Source organism: Acetobacter thailandicus (assembly GCF_011516655.1).
GTDB lineage: Bacteria > Pseudomonadota > Alphaproteobacteria > Acetobacterales > Acetobacteraceae > Acetobacter > Acetobacter thailandicus.
The window spans coordinates 81,867-101,297 of the sequence record NZ_WOSV01000003.1 but is presented as its reverse complement, the minus strand read 5'-3'; the positions used below and the strand labels follow the sequence as shown (position 1 = coordinate 101,297).

The 19,431-nt window shown below is 49.2% G+C and carries 15 protein-coding genes; 8 read left to right on the top strand and 7 right to left on the bottom strand.

Going from position 1 to position 19,431, the window contains the following annotated elements:
* Positions 1-36: 36 nt before the first annotated feature.
* The 5 genes from GOB58_RS05520 to GOB58_RS05500 are packed head-to-tail and all read left to right on the top strand — an operon-like array spanning position 37 to position 3,074.
* Entirely contained in the window at positions 37-1,080 is a 1,044-nt protein-coding gene (locus tag GOB58_RS05520; RefSeq protein ID WP_408736583.1) for an ABC transporter substrate-binding protein, read from the top strand.
* The gene (locus GOB58_RS05515) at positions 1,077-1,841 is read left to right on the top strand and encodes an ABC transporter permease (protein WP_086554503.1); all 765 of its coding nucleotides are present in this window, start codon (positions 1,077-1,079) and stop codon (positions 1,839-1,841) included. The genes GOB58_RS05520 and GOB58_RS05515 overlap by 4 nt, the downstream gene beginning before the upstream one ends.
* Positions 1,838-2,602 carry an ABC transporter ATP-binding protein gene (locus GOB58_RS05510; RefSeq protein ID WP_086554504.1) on the top strand — a complete coding sequence of 255 codons (765 nt, stop codon included), beginning with the start codon at positions 1,838-1,840 and terminating at the stop codon, positions 2,600-2,602. The genes GOB58_RS05515 and GOB58_RS05510 overlap by 4 nt, the downstream gene beginning before the upstream one ends.
* A gap of 13 nt (positions 2,603-2,615) precedes the next feature.
* Complete coding sequence (locus tag GOB58_RS05505) at positions 2,616-2,843, top strand: hypothetical protein (protein ID WP_086554374.1); 228 nt, start codon at positions 2,616-2,618, stop codon at positions 2,841-2,843.
* Positions 2,844-2,897: 54 nt separating this feature from the next.
* Positions 2,898-3,074 (top strand): DUF1328 domain-containing protein, encoded by a 177-nt coding sequence (locus GOB58_RS05500; protein WP_086554373.1) that lies wholly within the window; start codon positions 2,898-2,900, stop codon positions 3,072-3,074.
* Positions 3,075-3,126: 52 nt separating this feature from the next.
* Here GOB58_RS05500 and GOB58_RS05495 read toward each other — a convergent pair whose 3' ends face one another.
* The 5 genes from GOB58_RS05495 to GOB58_RS05475 form a co-directional block, all read right to left on the bottom strand.
* Positions 3,127-4,695, bottom strand: coding sequence for an efflux transporter outer membrane subunit (locus tag GOB58_RS05495; RefSeq protein WP_173559703.1), 1,569 nt, complete (start codon positions 4,693-4,695; stop codon positions 3,127-3,129).
* A gap of 26 nt (positions 4,696-4,721) precedes the next feature.
* Positions 4,722-8,033 (bottom strand): efflux RND transporter permease subunit, encoded by a 3,312-nt coding sequence (locus GOB58_RS05490; protein ID WP_265792979.1) that lies wholly within the window; start codon positions 8,031-8,033, stop codon positions 4,722-4,724.
* Positions 8,030-11,200, bottom strand: a complete 3,171-nt coding sequence (locus GOB58_RS05485; RefSeq protein WP_086554371.1) for an efflux RND transporter permease subunit — start codon at positions 11,198-11,200, stop codon at positions 8,030-8,032. The genes GOB58_RS05490 and GOB58_RS05485 overlap by 4 nt, the downstream gene beginning before the upstream one ends.
* The gene (locus GOB58_RS05480) at positions 11,197-12,441 is read right to left on the bottom strand and encodes an efflux RND transporter periplasmic adaptor subunit (RefSeq protein ID WP_086554502.1); all 1,245 of its coding nucleotides are present in this window, start codon (positions 12,439-12,441) and stop codon (positions 11,197-11,199) included. Before GOB58_RS05480 ends, GOB58_RS05485 begins: the two co-directional genes overlap by 4 nt.
* Before the next feature lie 445 nt (positions 12,442-12,886).
* On the bottom strand, positions 12,887-14,278 hold the full coding sequence (locus tag GOB58_RS05475; protein ID WP_173559566.1) for an MFS transporter: 1,392 nt from the start codon (positions 14,276-14,278) through the stop codon (positions 12,887-12,889).
* Positions 14,279-14,395: 117 nt separating this feature from the next.
* Between GOB58_RS05475 and GOB58_RS05470 the strand changes: the two genes are divergently transcribed.
* From GOB58_RS05470 to GOB58_RS05460, 3 genes are all read left to right on the top strand, one after another.
* Complete coding sequence (locus tag GOB58_RS05470) at positions 14,396-14,701, top strand: CsbD family protein (RefSeq protein ID WP_086554369.1); 306 nt, start codon at positions 14,396-14,398, stop codon at positions 14,699-14,701.
* A gap of 110 nt (positions 14,702-14,811) precedes the next feature.
* Entirely contained in the window at positions 14,812-15,456 is a 645-nt protein-coding gene (locus GOB58_RS05465) for a ribonuclease HII (protein ID WP_173559565.1), read from the top strand.
* On the top strand, positions 15,453-16,586 hold the full coding sequence (locus tag GOB58_RS05460; protein WP_086636038.1) for a site-specific DNA-methyltransferase: 1,134 nt from the start codon (positions 15,453-15,455) through the stop codon (positions 16,584-16,586). Before GOB58_RS05465 ends, GOB58_RS05460 begins: the two co-directional genes overlap by 4 nt.
* Before the next feature lie 47 nt (positions 16,587-16,633).
* Here the strand turns inward: GOB58_RS05460 and GOB58_RS05455 are convergent, their stop codons facing one another.
* Together GOB58_RS05455 and GOB58_RS05450 are read right to left on the bottom strand one after the other, a co-directional pair.
* The gene (locus GOB58_RS05455) at positions 16,634-17,233 is read right to left on the bottom strand and encodes an ankyrin repeat domain-containing protein (protein WP_233133338.1); all 600 of its coding nucleotides are present in this window, start codon (positions 17,231-17,233) and stop codon (positions 16,634-16,636) included.
* Between the two features lie 68 nt (positions 17,234-17,301).
* Entirely contained in the window at positions 17,302-19,431 is a 2,130-nt protein-coding gene (locus GOB58_RS05450; protein WP_173559564.1) for a VWA domain-containing protein, read from the bottom strand.

Sequence of the window (19,431 nt, the reverse complement as noted above, 5' to 3'; positions counted from 1 at the left end):
ATGTCTCTGCAACACACAATGAATGGTCGTGAAAAAATGAAGCGATTTTCTTTAAAAGCGATACTGCTATGTGTTTTTACCGTGCAGATTTTCGCGTTTTCTGCCCGTGCAGCAGAACCAATCCGTATAGGCTATATACCTGTTATAGGCTCTTCCGCTCTTTTCGTAATTGATGGCAAGGGATGGGCACATGATGCCGGTCTGACCCTGCAGCCTGTACGTTTCACTTCTGGCCCACAGGCTTTACAGGCTTTGGTCTCTGGTCGGATAGATGCCTATGTGGCCGGTGTCCTGCCTTTGCTTCAGGCGCGCGCTCATGGTGTGGATGTTAAGGTAATTACAGCGGCCTCAGTCGAAGAGCTTGAAGTTATTTCACGGGGCTCTCTGGCTGCATTACTGACGCAAAATGAAGAAAAAACACCAGCATCTGCTGATGTAAAAACGCTTTTTGAAACATTTAAAAAGCAACAGTCTCGAAATGTGCGTATCGCAGCTCAGCCTCCCGGGTCTGTACCTGATACCGTTTTGCGGTACTGGCTGCTTCAGCAGGTAAAGATATCACCGCCTCTTACAAACAGTGTTTCTGTTGTCGGTGTCGATATTGATGCGGCACAGCAGGCTTTTCTGGCAGGGGCTGTTGATGCGGCTATTTTGCGTGAGCCAGCTTTGACCGTTATTCGTAATCGGTTGCCTGAGAGTAAAATTTTAGCCACCGGCCATGATCTGATGCCAGATCAGCCAGGTTCAGTGCTGGCCGTGGTTGCACCTGAAGACCCGGCACATCGTGACTGGACACTGAAGCTTGGTCAGCTTTTTGTGCGCGCAACAACATTTTTATCTGAGCATCCTGAGGAGGCGGCACCTTTTGTGACGAAAGTACTGGGTGGGGGGCTTCTGAGCGAGAGCATTATGACACAGGCTCTCACTCATGCCTCATCGCACTTTATCAGTGATCCGCAACGCATTGTTAAAGGTGTGGCAGAGCTTCAGAACTTTGAAGCAGAGCAGGGGCTTCTTCGTAAGACTGAGCCTGTTGATGCGCTCTTTGACCTCGATATGTGGCGGCAGATTCAAAAGTGATCAGAAAAGTTTCGCACAGACGGCATATTTTACTTTCAGCAGTCGGGCTTATTGTTTTCTTTTCTGGCTGGCAGTTCGCCGTTACAAGTGGCGTCTTACCTTCCGGCATGGTGCCTGCTCCGGGCACACTCTGGCCCGCATGGCTTGATGAGGTGCGCAGCGGGTTCTGGCAGCAGGCGATTTGCGATAGTTTAACGCATTATGTTCTTGGTCTTCTGATCGGTTCAGTCTTTGGGGCTTTCCTTGGCATCTTGTGCGGTATGCTTGAGCTGCTTGATGGTCTTCTTGAAGGGGTCATCCGCCTGTTGCGCCCGGTGCCTGGCCTTGCATGGGTGCCATTTGCCATTTTATGGTTTGGCCTTAATACGGCTGGCGCAACATTTGTTATCGCTATTTCAGTGTTCTGGATCAATTTTTATGCGGCATATGGTGCCGTCAAGAGCGTTGATCCTGAACTTTACGAGCTTGCTGCCGCATTTGGTCATGGTCGCTTTCTGGCAGGTTTATTTAAGATCACGTTACCCGCTTCAGCACCTGGTATCATGGCTGGCTTGCGTACAGGCCTCGGGCAGGGGTGGATGTCGGTAGTAGCGGCCGAGCTGTTTGGTGTGCCGGGTATTGGTGCGCGTATGATGCAGGCTTCGAGTTTGCTCGCTACCGATGTTGTTGTTGTTTATATGCTGACAATGGCTTTGCTTTATGCCTTAACAGATTTTCTGTTTGGTTTTGTAAGAAGATACGTGCTTCGGTGGCAGGTATGAATGATGATCTGGTTGCTTCCCTCGACAATATAGGTTTGTCCTACGATCAGGGGGCACATTTTATTCTGCGTAACGTAACACTTTCTCTCAGAAGAGGTGAGTTTGTTGCGCTGCTTGGCCCCTCAGGTGTTGGTAAGTCAACATTATTACGGGTTGTCATGGGGCTTACGGTCCCTCTGGAGGGAGCTGTTCATGAGGTCTCTGCCGCACCCGATCCCAGGCGGCGTAAGAATGCTCTGGTTTTTCAGGATGCCCGTCTTATCCCCTGGCGTAGTGTCGCTGCAAATGTGGCTTTTGGCCTGGAGGGGCTTGCTCTGACCAGGCAGGAAAAGCAGGATCGTATTGAGAGTGCTTTGCGTCTGGTTGGTCTGACTGCTGAGGCTGATCGCTGGCCACGTAAGCTTTCAGGTGGCCAGCGGCAACGTGTCGGGGTTGCGCGGGCTTTGACCGTTGACCCGGATCTTTTGTTAATGGATGAACCTTTTGGTGCTCTTGATCCGATTACACGCCATACTTTGCAGGATGAGCTTCTGAAAATCTGGGAGCAGACACATAAAACAATTTTGTTTGTTACCCATGATATAGAAGAAGCCTTAAAGCTTGCTACGCGTATTGTTGTTCTGGCCGGAGCTCCGGCAAAAATTGCTGGTTGTCTCAATGTTACGGCAGAAATGAAGGAAGCAGAGTCTGTTCCTTTCAAACAGGCCGTGTTGCAGTTGCGTTCTATGATTGCCGGTGTATCAGTTAACACAGCTAGATAAGAGGATCTGTAAAATGACTGTAAAAAGTGAAACGGCACAGTTTAAACTTGAAGAAGGGGTGGGCCGCCTTCAGGATGGTGCTGAGGGTTTGTTCAGCCAGGCCGGAGGCGGTAATGAAGCATCTGATAAATTTCCTTTTGCTGACGCAGTGAGAGATGTTGTCGTTGACAGACCCTTTGTGAGTCTGGCGGCAGCTGCATTTATTGTATTTTTTACAGGGCGTCTCTTACGTCGGCGCTGATCTGTTTTCTTTAGTTCTCTTTTTTACTTTTCTCTTTTGTTGGGATCATAAGATATGCTCAGGCTGGCACTTTTCTTTTTTATAGTCTCTCTTATCGCGGGTTTGTTTGGTTTTACCGGCATTTCGGCTGCGACAGCAGGTGTCGCTAAAATACTGTTCTTTATAGCCATTATCTTGTTTGTGGTGTTTCTTGTCGCTGCTTTGCTTTTTGGTCGGGCTATGGTGAAATAACCCTCCTTTCTTTTCATAAGAAGTCTCTGTCTTAAAAAAGACAGAGACTTTTTTATTTCTGCTTCTTCACTGCCGCTTTTTGTTGTTCTTTATCGTTAGGCAGATAATTTTTGTCTTTCTGAATAAAGCTGGGCAGAAGAGGGATATCCCGTTGCATTGAATCTTTGTCGGGAATTTCTGAAGCGTCCCATCCTCCTCCCAGATTTTCGATCAGAGATACGCTGTCAATAATGCGTCCCTGCTGAATTTGCAGGGCAGTCTGGTCATTTGAAAGTGCAGTTGCTTCAGCAGTTACGACGCTGGTGTAGATTTGTGTACCCGCCATATACTGGTTAAGAGAGACCTGTACGGCACGGTTAGCGGCTTCAACTGCCATCTGCTGCTGATCGGCCTGCTGGGCGAGAAGGCGCAGGTTAGAAAGCTGATCTTCTACATTTTGTAAGGCAGTCAGAACGGTCTGACGATAATTTGCAACATAGTAATCATAGTTGGCTTCGGCCTGACGTACGTCAGCCGTACGACTTCCGCCGGCAAAAAGTGTTTCAGAGGCAGATGCACCGAGAGACCATGCGCGGTTGGCTACCTGAATGAGCGAACCAATAGGATCGCCTGCATAGCTGTAAGACGCACTTAATGTGACCTGTGGGTAAAAAGCTGCTTCAGCCGCACCGATCTGCGCATTATATTCCTCCATACGGCGCTCAGCTGCAGCAATATCCGGACGACGCTCAAGGAGCTGAGATGGCATGTAAACCGGTATTGCCGGCACCTCACGTGTCAGCGCACCGTGAGGAATGGATAAGTCGGCAGGTGCTTTTCCTATAAAGACAGCAATCGCGTGTTCATATTGCGCACGGGCAATTTTTGTGGCCGTGGTTTGAGCACGTGTTTGTTCCAGCTGTGTTTTTGACTGAAACAATGTTGTAGGGTCAGCCGTGCCGGCTTCATACTGGTTGTGAGTGATCTCGTATGAGCGCTGATAAAACTTTGTATTGCGGTCAAGAAGGTCAAAGAGACTGTCCTGATAACGCATATTAAAATAAGCGCTGGCAAGCTGAGCCTGGTATGAGAGTTTGGCATTTGCAAGATCAGCTGCTGAGGCCTGGGTTTCTGAAACCTGTCCTTCGATCTGACGACGAATTCTTCCCCACAAATCAAGGTCCCATGAGGCAGAAGGACCAAGGCTATAGTTGTTCTTGGTTGTATTTGATGGCAGGGCCGCGACACTGTCAGACGTTCCACGCCCTGTACTCTGGCGGTTAAACGCAGCAGATGAACTCAGGGTCGGGTAGAGCTGTGCTTTAACAGCGTTAATATAAGCCCTGGCAGAATGATATCGTGCTTCATACTGCTTAACGTTCTGGTTATTAATGGCAACCTGTTCCTCTAGTTCGTTAAGAACCGGGTCGTGATACATTGTCCACCATGCCCCTTTAGGAATTTCAGCCGCACCAGGTGCCGCATATTTCCACCCTTCAGAGGGTTGCAGCTCTTTAAATTTAGCTGAGACAATGGCTTTAGGACGTTTATAGTCCGGTCCTACCATACAGCCCGCAAGGACCAGTGGGCCCAGAAGAAGGTATAGACGGCGAGAAAGCAGGTGGAAGAATAGAGGCTTCATCTTGTGTGTCTCAGCTGGCTTGCCTGTCATGATGATACGGGCCGCGGTTTAGTTTTGGGTTTTGGTCGCATACGGAGTTTATCAAGAAGGAGGTAAACAACCGGTGTTGTGTACAGAGTAAGTGCCTGACTGAGGATTAACCCCCCCATAAGGGCGATGCCGACCGGGCGGCGGATTTCATAACCATACCCATGTGCAAGGGCGAGCGGTAAAGCGCCACAGGCTGCAGCCAGTGTCGTCATAAAGATAGGACGAAAACGTAAAAGGCACGCCATTTTTATAGCCTGCAGAGCTGGCGTACCATCAGTGCGTTCGGTGTCGAGAGCAAAGTCGACCAGCATAATAGCATTTTTCTTTACAATGCCGATCAGGATAATAATTGCCAGCCCCGCGACTAAAGAAAGTTCCTGGCCAAATAATCGTAATGCAATAAGGGCACCTAAGCTGGCAGAAGGAAGTGTTGAAAGAATAGTCAGTGGGTGAATATAGCTTTCATATAAAATACCAAGAGTTATATAGACAGCAGCCAGAGCTGCTATCAGAGTAAGAGACTGGGTAACGCCAGATTTTTTAAGTTGTGCAGCATTGCCGATAAAACTTCCCCGGATAGTGTGGGGCATGTGCATTCTGAGCTCGGCCCGGCGAATAATATGGATTGCCTGGCTGAGTGAAGTATGATCTGCCAGATTAAACGAAATGGTTGTCGCCACAGATTGCCCCAGATGGTTAACCGTCAGGGGAGCAATTGTGTCATTAATCTGAGAGACAAAGGTTAAAGGAAGCATTGCTTCTTTTGATGTAGAAACAGCAGAACCATTTGATGCCCCGGTGCCACCGGCCAGAGAGTTCGCAATCTGGTTTTTAAAGGAGGCCTGGCTGAGATCAGCCTCTGTCGTACCACTGCCACCAGATGAGCTTGTTACGCTCGCTTTTCTGACACGAATAGTGTTTGATTTTGTACCACCACCGGCTGAACCACCAGAAACACTGACCCATACCTGTTTAAGCATTTCAGGTGAGGACCAGTAGAGCGGATTAGCCTCCATGATCACACGGTACTGATTCATAGAGTTATAAATAATAGAGACCGCACGCTGCCCAAAAGCGTCATATAATGTATTAGAAATCATTTGCGGGGTCAGATTAAAGCGGGCTGCTGTATCACGTGTTATGTGCACACCGATAGCAGGAGCACCTTCATCGACGTCTGATGAGATGGACTGAAGCTGTTTATGGCGCTGAAGTTCAGCCGTTAGTTTCTTAGTCCACTGGTAAAGCTCCTGAGCATTCCCTCCCTGGAGCGTATACTGATACGATCCGTCGCTTTGTCTGGCGCTTGAGTGAATTGTACCAGGCTCTACCAGAAACAGCTCTGCCCCTACGAGGTTTTTAAGCTTTTTTTCTATGCGGGTTATCATGTGGGCCCCCGTGTCGGGGCGTAATGTTTTATCTTTCAGGCGTAAAAACATAGTTGCGGCATTGAGGGCGTCATGTTGTCCACCTACAAAACTTGCAACGTCCTCAACATCCGGATCTTCGCCAATGATTTTCTGAATATAGAGCAGTTTTTGTGAAAGCTGGGCAAAAGATATGCTCTGGCTTCCCTTAACATGACCAATAACCAGACCAGTATCTGAGGTAGGAATAAACCCTTTTGGCAGACTGACTAAAAGAATAGCAATTAAAATAAATGATGCCGGCAGGGACCAGAGTGTAATGCGCCTGTGTTGCAGGGCGATTTCGAGTGTTGAGGCATACACTCTTTCAATCCAGTTCAGAGGGCAGAGAATGATATCAATAAATTTTTGTAGTGGCGGGCTGAGTTTTTTTCCGGTTTCATCATGTGCTTTAAGCAGCTGAGACGCCATCATTGGTGTCAGCGTTAATGACAAAATCATGGAGATAAAAATAGACACAGTCAGTGTCATTGTGAATTCATGAAACAGACGGCCTGAAAGTCCGCTCAGGAACATAATCGGTATAAAAACGGCAATGAGAGAGATAGAAATAGACACAACAGTAAAAGCGACCTCATCACATCCTTTCTGCGATGCCTCCCGGGGGGAGAAGCCCTTTTCAAGGTAGCGTGCAATATTTTCGACAACGACAATGGCATCATCAACAACAAAGCCGGTTGAAACCGTAAGCGCCATGAGGGACATGTTGTTGAGTGAATAGCCCAGCAGCCACATGACAGCGAATGTTGAGATAATAGAAGTAGGTACGACGAGTGCCGGAATAAGCGTCATACGAAGAGAGTTAAGGAACGCCAGAACAACAAGCGTGACAAGAATAACTGAAATAATCAGCGTAAACTCTGTGTCCGCCAGCGCGGCTCTGATTGTCAGAGAGCGGTCAAGCCCGATATGCAGATCAACACCGCCGGGCAGAGCACTGCGCATGAGTGGGATTTTTTGTCGTATTTTATCGATAAGCTCAATGACATTGGCATTAGCCTGAGGTAAAACCAGCGCAATGACAGAGTGAGCCTGACCAAAAAAACCGCTGTTGTGAATGTCCTCAACATTATTTTCTACGGTTGCGACGTCGGCCAGCCTGACCGGGCGGTTATTGCGCCAGGCAATAATAAGGTCACGGTAAGCTTTGGCATCGCGTGCCTGGTCGTTGGTTTGCAGGGTAAAGCGCACGCCATTATTATCTATAACACCTTTTGGGGTGTTCGCATTGGCTGAGGCCAGTGCTGCGCGAATATCCTCAAAACCGATACCATACTGAAAAAGTGGTTTGGGATTAAGCTCAACACGCACGGCCGGCAGAGAGCTGCCGCCAATATCAACCTGTCCTACTCCCTCAATCTGTGAGATCTGCTGCACCAGAACATTAGAGGCATATTCATACATCTGTGCCTGTGTATGTATATCAGAGGTCAGTGCCAGAACGTACACAGGTGCTGCGTTGGGGTTGGCTTTATAGTAATACGGGTTTGAACGCAGAGAGGTCGGCAGGTCGGCGTGGGAGGCCTGTAAAGCTGCCTGAATGTCTCTTGCTGCGCCATTAATGTCGCGAGACAGGTCAAACTGAAGAATAATACGTACTTCACCCTCAGATGATCGGGAGGTCATTTCTGAAAGTCCGGCGATCTGCCCCAGGTGACGCTCAAGGGGGGCCGCGACAGAACTTGCAATTTCTTCGGGAGACCCGCCAGGCTGACTGGCCTGTACAACAATAACCGGAAAATCAACATTCGGCAGGTCGGCAACAGGCAGGCGAACAAACCCCATAATGCCTGTCAGGACCATAGCCAGTGCCAGAAGGACCGTTGCAACAGGTCTTTCAATAAAAACACGGCATACGCTGAATGGTTTTTCTGAGCTCACGGTGCTTCTGGCTCCGGCATGCTTTTGCCGTTACGCCAGGTTTTCCAGCGGTTACTCAATCCGTCGAGAGCCAGATAAATTACCGGAGTGGTAAACAGTGTCAGTATCTGTGACATAGCCAGACCGGCGATAATCGACAGACCCAGCGGATAGCGCAGTTCTGCTCCGTTACCGTGTACAAGCACCATAGGCAATGCGCCGAGCATTGCGGCAAGTGTGGTCATCAGAATAGGACGAAAACGCAGGAGAGCAGCCTGTCTGATCGCCTGCAGAGAGTCCATGCCGTATACACGACTGGCTTCTAAAGCAAAGTCAATCATCATGATGGCGTTTTTCTTTACAATGCCTATCAGCAGGACAATACCAATAATACCCATGATATCGAGCCCAGCCCCTGAGATCATGAGAGCCAGAAGTGCGCCGATAGCAGCAGAAGGCAGAGTAGAAAGAATAGTAACCGGGTGGATGAAACTTTCGTAGAGTACGCCAAGTACAATATAGACCGCCACAAGTGCTGCACCGATCAGAAAAAGCTCATTTCCCAGGGAGCCTTCAAAAGCTGCTGCTGTGCCCTGAAATGATGTCTGAAAAGACGGAGGGAGCTTAATGTCTTTTTCTACTCTGCGGATAGCGGCTGTAGCATCCCCCAGCGAGTATCCGTCCGACAGGTTGAACGAAATAGTCGTGGCCGGAAACTGGCCAAAATGTGTGATCAGTAAGGGTGCAGTCTTATGCTGAATTTGTGTTACCGCAGGTAAGGGCACCAGGCCGGATGTTGGTGAACGGGTCGGGCCCGATACGCTCTCACCAGAATTGCCACTAATGCCAGGCAGATAAAGCTGGTTGAGAGATTTCTGGCTGGTTTGAAGCAGGGGATCTGCTTCCATAATCACACGGTACTGGTTGGCTTGTGTGTAAATGGTTGAAATCTGGCGCTGGCCAAAAGAATCATAAAGAATATTATCAATTGTCTGGGGAGTAATTGAGTAACGCGCGGCCGTTGTACGGTCGAGCACAACCTTAACAACCAGCCCCTGTGCCTGAAGATCTGACGTGACTTCAGAAAGTGCCGGCTCCTTACGCAGACGTTGCAGCAGAAGCGGGATCCAGGTGTCGAACAGCTTTGGATCGGGGTTTTCAAGCAGAAACTGATATTGTGTGGCAGTTACTGTTGTATCCAGTGTCAGATCCTGAACCGGCTGCATATACAGTTTAATACCAACAACTTTCGCTGTGGTTTGTGACAGGCGACTGGCAATTTCTGCTGCACTGCCGGAGCGTTGCTCCCGATCTTTAAGATTGATCAGAAAACGCCCCTGATTAAGGGTAGAGTTTTGTCCGTCAATGCCAACAAAAGAGGAGAGGGAGGCGACATCAGGGTCTTTAAGGATGATACGTGCCAGTTCCTGCTGGTGCTGTTTCATACTTTCAAAAGAAATGCTCTGAGAGGCCACCGAAACGCCCTGAATAACACCGGTATCCTGATCAGGGAAAAAACCCTTGGGAATAATAATTGCCAGCACGCATGTCAGAACGACCGTAGCTGTGGCGACACATAATGTGAGGCCACGATGTTCAAGAACGATATCCAGCCCGCGACCATAGAAAGCAATGAGGCGCTCAGTTGCATTTTCAACACTCTGAGACCAGCGCTGAAAGGCCGTTTGGGGGAGGTGCGGGTTATGAATGCGCTCACTGAGAATATAAGCACACATCATGGGGACAAGTGTCAGAGACACGATGGCTGAGAGTATGATGGTCACAGCCAGTGTCATGGCGAATTCATGAAAAAGCCGTCCGACAACATCTCCCATAAACAGCAGCGGAATAAGAACTGCCACCAGTGAAATTGTGAGTGATATAATAGTAAAACCGATCTCACCGGCGCCTCTTATAGCGGCGGTCATACGGTCTTCACCCAGCTCGATATAGCGCGAGATATTTTCGATCATTACGATGGCATCATCGACAACAAAACCCGTTGCGATTGTCAGAGCCATGAGAGAAAGATTATCGAGCGAGAAGCCCATCAGGTACATCACAGCAAATGTGCCGACGATTGACAGGGGAACAGACAGGCTGGGGATAATTGTTGCTGGGATATTACGCAAAAAGATAAAAATGACGCCTACTACGAGGAGCAGAGCCAGAAACAGCTCAAATTCAACGTCTGCGACTGAAGCCCTGATTGTGGTCGTACGGTCAGTGAGGGGGGTAATATCAATGCCGGGAGGTAATGACAGACGGAGCTGAGGGAGGGCTGCTTTAATATTATCGACAACATCAATGACATTTGCTCCGGGCTGACGCTGTACGTTCATAATCAGAGCAGGAGTCAGATTGGCCCATGCTGCCAGCTGGCTATTTTCAGCACCGATGACAACGCTGGCGATATCCCGTACGCGAACCGGTCCGCTGTTCTGATAGGCAATAACCTGGTTAAGCAGCATATCCACTGAGGAAATCTGGCCATCTACGCGTAATGTAACAGCCCGTTCCTGACCGTTAAATGTGCCGGTCGGAGAGTTAACGTTGACGTTGCCAATGGTGGTGCGCAGTGTATCCATGTCCACACCATAAGAGGTGAGTTTTGGCACATTAACGCGCACACGAATGGCCTTACGGTTGCCTCCTGACAGAGTTACGAGACCAACGCCCGAAATCTGGCTGATTTTTTGAGACAGACGTGTATCCACATAGTCTTCAACTTCAGGCAAAGGAATTGTCGCTGACGTAATGCCCAGAGTGATAACCGGGGTATCAGCAGGGTTAACTTTTGCATAAACCGGAGGCGCAGGCAGGTCGGAGGGCAGAAGTGAGTTGGCGTTATTAATTGCGGCCTGTACTTCCTGCTCAGCAACATCCATTGTCATCGACAGGCTGAAGCGCATCGTAATGATGGATGCGCCACCTGAGGAACGTGAGGTGATCTGATCAACACCTGACATCTGCCCGAACTGTGTTTCCAGGGGAGCCGTGATTGATGTGGCCATAACCTCCGGCCCGGCCCCGGGATAGAAGGTCTCGACTGTGATAGTCGGGTAATCAACCTGCGGTAGTGCTGAAACAGGCAGAAAATAATACCCCAGCATGCCCGCCATCATGATGGCGATCATCAGAAGAGTCGTGGCAACCGGTTTGCGTATGAAAAGAGCTGAAGGGTTCACGGTGTTGAAGAGCCTGGAGAGAGGTCAGTTTTCTCAGCGACCGGAATAGTCACATGCGTACCAATACGCAGGTGGTCAGTGCCATCAGTGACGACACGCTCTCCGCCTCTCAGACCTGAGCTGATAACCGTTGTGGTTTCGTTTGAAACGCCGGGAACAACTCTTCGAATATCAACGGTGTCATTATTATTGACAATATAGACAAAACGTCCTGAAGGGCCGGTTTGCAAAGCATTTGATGGTACAAGAACGACATTATCGAGGGTTTTAACCAGGAGATGAGCATTCACAAACTGGTTAGGAAATAAATGTTCATTTTCATTGGCAAAAATGGCGCGCAGGCGCACTGTGCCTGTTGAGGTATCAATCTGACTATCGAGGGCGCTAACAATACCATCGGCAATTTTATGTGTGTTAGAGCTGTCCCATGCAGCAACCTTCAGCTCTCTTTTCTCTCTTAGCTGGGTTGCAACCTCAGGCAGCTGCTCCTGCGGGAGTGTAAAGACAACCGAGATGGGTTGCATCTGTGTCAGAATGGCCAGTCCGCCTGATTGCCCGGCAGACAGAAAATTCCCCCGGTCAACTGCACGGATACCGATACGACCATCAACAGGTGCAACAATATGACAGTAAATAAGCTGTAGCTTTTCACTATCAACCTGAGCCTGGTCAGCCTTTACTGTTCCCTCAAGCTGTTCAACCTGAAATTGCTGGTCACGTGCTGTTTTTGCATCGATACTGTCCTGTTTAATCAGGCGCTGGTAGCGGGCATTATCAACGCGAGCCTGACCAAGCTGGGCCTGATCACGTGCAAGCTGTCCTTCATATTGCTCGAGCTGAACCTGGTAAGGGCGCGGATCAATAATTGCCAGAAGGTCCCCTTTATGTACGTGCTGCCCTTCAGTGAACAGAACATCAGTCAGGTACCCTTCGACACGTGTCTGAACAGTGACGTTTGTAATGGGGACAACCGTACCCAGTTCAATCAGGTTGACAGGGATCGACCCGCGCCTGGCAGCGGTCACAGCTACAGGCTGAGTATCATCATTTTCAGAAGAGGTATTACCTGGCTGATTCTTTGGGTGTGAGGGTGCGTGAAAAAAGCAGGATTTCACACCCAGAGCCAGCAGGCATACAACGGCAATAATAATAATCGTCCGCACCGTGATCCGCTTATCTGAAGATGGCGGCTCTGGTGGCGGTGACATATGTTGAGGGTAATCTGTGAGATCATTATCCATAAGAGGGTCAGTGTCATCCGCCAAAGTTATTGTTGCCCGCCTCAGTGCAGGAGTGCTTCCCTGAGGAAGGGCCGGGTATTTCACTGATGTGAAATTCAGTATCAAAATACCATTCTCGTTTAAACATAAAGCATACGTATCGTTGTTTCGCAACTATTACTTTGATATTTTTATATAATTTTTATTTTTATACATGCCTTATGTTTTAAATAAATATTTATCAGGCAGTAGAAGTAAATTTTTAATACATAAATAAAAATATAATCCTTATAATTAAAAAAAATCAATTTTGTATTATTATAATTTCTTATATTTATTTAAACAAAACATCATTTATTAATTTATTTTTAGATTTTGCATTTTTAATATAAAATTAAAATTTAATTAACATTTTATGTTTTTTGGGGGAGCTAAAGTGGTTGAGTTACTTAATTTTTATTCCATATCATTTAGTTATATCTCTTTTGTTGAGGAGTAGTCCGGTATTGTGCGGCAGTCTGAAGGCCGCAAGTGCGGCAACTGAAGAAACAATACCGACAATAACAAAAGATGCTGCAAAATCTGCTGCGGCCGGAACTGTATTGTGATGAAACTGCGAAGAAAAAGTCAGTGTTCCTGCCGCAATTGAAATGCCAAAGGCAACGAGTATCTGCTCCATGGTTGAGTAAAAACTGGTTGCGCTGCTTATCCGTTGAGGGGGGACGTCAGAATAGGCGATGGAATTATAGGCGGAGAATAAAACTGCCTGACACACGCCTGCTGTAAAAATAATCAGCATAAGTCCCCATAATGCTTCTCCTCTGTGGAAGAACGTAATGAGTGTGCCAAGAATGGCAGCTGAAAAGCCGTTGAGCATAAGAGTGTATCTGAAGCCAAATCTGCGCAGAAGGCGCGGTATGAAAGGTGTCATTGCAATAGCACCGATGGGTGCGAAGGAGATCATGATGCCGCTTCGGGCGGGTGTCAGTCCGGCAATGCTTTGTAAAAATAAAGGTAGCAGAAATGGGAATGCTCCCAGAGCAATGCGTGAGGCGCCGGCTCCAATAAAAGCCAGTCTGAAAATTTTTAGCCTGAGAAGAGTAAAGTCAAGAAATGGATTGTGCGTGTAGCAATTATATAAGCCGGCACAGCAGGCGCCGGTAGCAAAAAGCGCGAGTGATATGAGTTTGGATGTCTGGTTGTGGCTAAATAATTCAATGGATATTGCGATGCAGGTCAGTCCGGATGCAGTAATAATGAATCCTTTTATATCGAATGATTTTGCATTTTTTACTCTTATTTCAGGTACAAATTTATAAATCATAGGAATTATTATGAGGCAAAAGGGTATGTTAATATAAAAATCCCATCTCCATGAATAATATGTAGTAATAAAGCCACCCGCGGCCGGGCCGAGAAGAGGGCCGAGCGCGACGGGCAGCATCATCCATGTCATGGTCGAAACCAGCTTATCTTTGGGCGTAATGCGCAGGATAATGAGTTTCCCGACCGGAAACATCAGGGCGCCGCCAAAGCCCTGTAATGTTCTCATAGCGACAAGAAAGCTGAGGCTTTGTGCTGAGGCGCAGGCAACAGAAGCAGTAATAAAAATAAACAGCGCCATACAAAGGGTGGTGCGGCTGCCCAGTCTGTCTGCCAGCGGGCCGGATGCCGGAATAAAAATGGTCAGGCCGATGAGGTACGCCGTTAATGTGGCTGACGTGTCAACTATACTGACGTGAAGGGTATGAGCAATAGAGGGCAGGGCTGTTGTTAGTATTGTTGCGTCAAGCTGCTCCATAAAAACAGTGCTGGCTATAAGTAAAACGATAAGAGGTAAATTAAGAGGCTTTTGCATAATTAATCATGAACTCGTGTAGGGTATTGGTAGAAAAAGAGTGGATTCAATATGTGGTATTAATAAAATTTAAGTGTATGCTGATGGTCGTTAACCACAGAATGGAGAAAAATCCAGATGGCTGATGATAAACTTAAAGTCGTAGCGAATAAAGTTGAAGGACTGGCTACGGAAGCTAAAGGTCGCGCTAAGGATGCGGTTGGTGGTCTGACAGGTGATATTGGTCTTCAGGCTGAGGGTAAGTTTGACCAGTTTGCCGGTGGCGCACGTCAGGACTTTGCCGATCTTTATGAAGAAGGTGAAGGGTTTGTAGAAAAAGCCACAACTTTTGTGCGTGATAAACCTCTTCTTTCTCTGGGGATTGTCTCAGGTGTTGCTCTTATTCTGAGCTGGCTGATTTTCCCGCGTAAAAAAAGTTCCTGAACTTTTTTTTGATGCGACTCTTGCCCTGAGTCGCAAAAAGTGATTCTCCTTGCTTTACGGAGTCGCGATTGGTACGACTCGTGAAATAACATCGAGTCGTACCATGACTGATGAAAGCAGGGGTAATGCCGGATCTGACACGGGAACTTCAATATGGCGGCCGCGTAGCCGGAGTGGACGAAGTTGGCCGTGGTCCTCTGGCAGGTCCTGTTGTCGCTGCGGCCGTTGTTTTCGGTGCCGGTGTGCCAGACGATCTGGCAGCGATCATTGATGATTCCAAAAAACTTAAGCCTCAGTTACGTGCGTTTATAGCTGCGCGTTTGCCTGAGGTTCCGGGTGTTGAAATTGGCCTGGGGGCTGTTTCTGCTCCCGCAATAGATCGCCTTAATATTCATAATGCGGCTCATCTGGCTATGCAGCGTGCCGTCGCGCGCCTGCCTCGTTTGCCAGATCATGTGCTGGTTGACGGTAATAAAAAACCAGATTTCGGGTGCAGTGCGGAGTGCCTGGTCGGCGGTGACAGCCTTAGCCTGTCCATCGCGGCGGCTTCTGTGATCGCTAAGGTCACGCGCGACCGCATTATGAACAGCCTTGATCAGCGCTGGCCAGCTTATGGATGGGCGAAAAATTCAGGTTACGGCACAGCGGTGCATCGTCAGGCACTGATCGCATCAGGTATTACCCCCCACCATCGCAAAACATTCGGCACAGTCCGTAAACAATTCGAACTTTATTATGCAGGAGAGCAGGTATGAGCGGCGCAAAAACGGTAGATAAAGAGCTGCCGCTGGATCAGATTCTGTGTGGTGAATGTGTGGAAGTCATGAAAACGCTTCCGTCAGGCTCAGTTGACTGCATTTTTGCTGATCCGCCATATAATCTGCAGCTGCGGGGTGAGTTGCGTCGCCCGGATGATACGCTTGTTGATGGCGTTGATGATGACTGGGATAAATTTTCAGATCTGCAGGCATATGATAAATTCACACGTGACTGGCTGAAAGAAGCGCATCGCCTGCTTGATAAGGACGGTACGATCTGGGTAATCGGCTCTTATCATAATATTTTTCGTATTGGTGCCATCCTGCAGGATCTGGGGTTCTGGATCCTGAATGATATCGTCTGGCGTAAATCAAATCCTATGCCTAATTTTCGTGGGCGGCGTTTTACCAATGCACATGAGACGATGATCTGGGCCGCTAAGAGCGAAACCAGCCGTTATCGCTTTAACTACCAGGCGATGAAGGCTCTTAATGATGATGTGCAGATGCGCTCTGACTGGTGCCTGCCGTTGTGCACAGGTAACGAGCGGTTGCGTAACGAACATGGGCTGAAGCTTCATCCTACGCAAAAGCCTGAAAGTCTTTTGCACAGAGTGCTGCTGGCTTCCACGTCAGTTGGTGATGTTGTGCTGGACCCGTTTACAGGCACCGGCACAACACCTGCAATGGCCCGCCGCTTGCGTCGTCGTTTTATCGGTGTTGAACGTCATCCTGATTATATTGCAGCAGCGCGTCAGCGTGTTGCGCAGGAAGTGCCTCTTGCTGAGGATGCAGTCGTGACAACACCAGATAAGCGTGAAGCGCCAAGGGTTCCATTTGGTAGCCTGGTCGAGCAGGGGCTGCTTGATGCCGGAACCATGTTGTATGATAAGAAGAGACGTATTCGCGTTGTTGTTTCACCTGATGGTACGGTTATCAGCGGCAATAAGCGGGGCTCTATCCATAAAATGGGTGCTGCACTGACAAACGCCCCATCATGTAATGGCTGGACATTCTGGCATTTCGAACGTGGTGGCGAGTTGCTGCCTCTTGATGTCTTACGTCAGGAAAGTCTGGCTCTTACTGCTCAGCTCATGGCTGAAGCACCTGCAGCTGCAGCAGGTTGATACAAAAAAGCCGGGGAAGAAATTTCCCCGGCTTTTTCTGAACTGATTTAACTGCCACTAAATCCAAGGAAGCCAACGGATGGCTGTGGTTTCCCGCCCGACTGGTCGGGTAATTTCCCAGGTTTTGCAACTGACTTTTCAGGTTTTATTTTTCTTCCTGAGTCAGGCTGGTCTCCTGATGAGGCAACGGTTTCTTTGACAGAGGATACCGTTGATGCACGGGTATTTTGTCCACGCATCGACAGGAGAAGAAATGTGATGGCATTTCTGTTCATGTCAATCGACATCTCCAGGGGGGTCTGCCCCAGGATGTTGCGCCCGTTCAGATCTGCTCCACGGTTGATTGACTCTTTAGCAGATGGCGTACTGCCGCGGTTAATGGCATCAAACAATGCTGCTGTGGGCTCGATATCACCACTACCATGTTCATCCTCGCCGTCTTCTTCTGCCGCGCCAGGAATGGCTGATGGCGGAGCAGCTCTTTTGGCAGCTTTAGCAGCTTCGGCTTTCTGAGCAGCTTCAGCCGCCTCAGCCTGTGCTTCCTGGTCACGGGCGCTCTGAGCGTGTGAAAGATCCGGCAGCACCGTAAGAAAAAAACCAGAACACGCTATAACGAGAGGAAAAGTACGCAATAAACGTGTCATCATGTGTCCATGCAGGGAATAATATCTCCTGACTCTAGCACAACGGGTGTGATGATCCAAGGATAAGCTGCTCATGGACGTCCTTCCCGCCACCAGCCTGCAAATAAAAAAGCTAAAGATACAAAAAGGATAGCCCATGATGGCAGCAACGGTGTCGCTGTGCGCTCGGTTACAATATGAGCATTTCTGTGTGGAAAACTCAGCGAATCAGATGGAGCATGTGCAAGCGTAAGGCCGGGCAGCGTCTTTTCAGTGGGGTGATCACCCGTCCAGAAAATATGGCCACCGCTTTTTTGTACTATTGCTTTCATATTGTCGGCCGTTGCGCGCAGGTCAGCGAACTCTTCAGTATTCAGAGGGGCAGGTGCAGTAAAAGTTTTATGTGTGCCGTCGCTTACTTCCCATATCCCTGCCTGCTCAGCCTGCATCTGACCATGCGTAGTGCCACTGGTCTGCCCGGTTTCGCGGAGTTTCAGCTCTGAAGATTGGCCATCAGGTGCGTGCACCTGAACCGTTATGGCGTTTTTATCTGCTGCACTGCGGCGTACGACGCTCAGAGTGCCGTCATGAAGGCTGGCGTGCAGCTGTTCTTCCTCCAGTTCTGGTTCTTTCATCAGCCAGTGGGAAATACGGCGGAGCAGCTCAGCCTGCGGGCCGCCACCGCCTTCACCGCGCGACCATAGCCAGATCTGATCAGAAAGCAGGAAAGCAACCCTGCCATTTTCTTCTCTGTTCAGCACGAGCAGAGGGCTGCTGTCAGGGCCGCTTAGCAGCACCTGCCCGTGAGTGCTGTCAGCTTTGAGAGCGCGGTACCACGGGCCCCATTGACCAGGTATCGTTTTTTCCGCTGGCGTTTTCACCCCGGGTGCCGGCGCACCGGGCAGGTTTGCTGTGACCGGGTGTTTGCGCCCCGCATCTGTGAGCTGTGGACGGAAAGCCTGCTGGGTTATGCCAGAGACATGTGCAGGCAGAATGCCGCCTACAGGAGTGTCCTGCAGCGAGCCATTACCTGTAAATTCAGGTCCGCCTGTAAGAAGCAGCCCACCGCCTTTTTTTACGAACCTGGCAATATTATCCAGATACTCGTAGGGTAAAATGTTCATATTCTCAAAACCATCAAGGATAATGAGGTCGAACTGATCAATTTTATCCTGAAACAGGGCTTTTACCGGAAAAGCGATCAGAGCCAGCTCAGAAATCGGGGTGCCGTCGTCTTTATCCGGTGGCCGCAGAATGGTGAAGTGAATCAGGTCAACAGAAGGATCAGCTTTAAGCAGACGGCGCCAGACCCGCTCACCCTGGTTTGGTGTGCCTGAAATCAGCAGTACACGCAGGCGGTCACGAATGCCGTTCATATTAACGGTGGTCTGATTATTGAGAGAAGAGGCTTCACCCTCGAGAGGAGAAGCCGTGAGGCTGACAAGCAGTTGCCCTGTGTGAGAAACAGGGATTGAAATATCCTGTGGTTTGCCAGTCAGAACAGGAATGGTGAAGGGAGCCTCACCATTCACCTGTATTTTCAGCTCTGCTTTTGTGTCAGGTGCAGTACCTGGTCCGCTGTCATCTACCTGCACGCGTAACGATACAGGTTGTCCGATAATGGCGTAGGGCGGAGCCTGCAATATTCGCAGGCGGCGGTCAGTTTCTTCGCCTTTGCCTGTCAGCAGCAGGTGCAGAGGCAGGTGCGTTGTTACGCCATCCTGTGACGTTGCTGTGAAACGTTCTGGCAGCGTGTGAGGAATATCAGAGACCTGGCCATCGGTGAGCATAATTGCCCCGGCAAACTGGTCTGCCGGAATATCGGCAGCTGCCTGTTCAAGGGCGTCAAACAGGCGGGTTCCGTCCTGCGGTGGGCTGTTAAGTGTTACTGTGCGTAGTGTAAGACCTTCAGTTTTGGCCTGTGTGAGAATATGCGCCGCCTGCTGCGCCAGCTGTTCGCGGTTTCTGATATGCATGGAAGGGGAGTTGTCGACAACCAGCAGGGCAGTTTGTGGCAGTGGGCGCCAGTGTTCATGTAGTTTCTGTGGTCCGCTCAGCCAGAGCAGAACCAGCAGAATGCCAGCAAGCCTGAACAGGGCTCCCTTTGTGCGGCGCATAATGGCATAGCAGCATAGCGCAAAGGCCAGAATGCCGAGACAGATGAGAAACCAGAGCGGCAGCAGAGGAGAGAAGTCTGCTTCGTGCATAAGACGGTTAAGCAT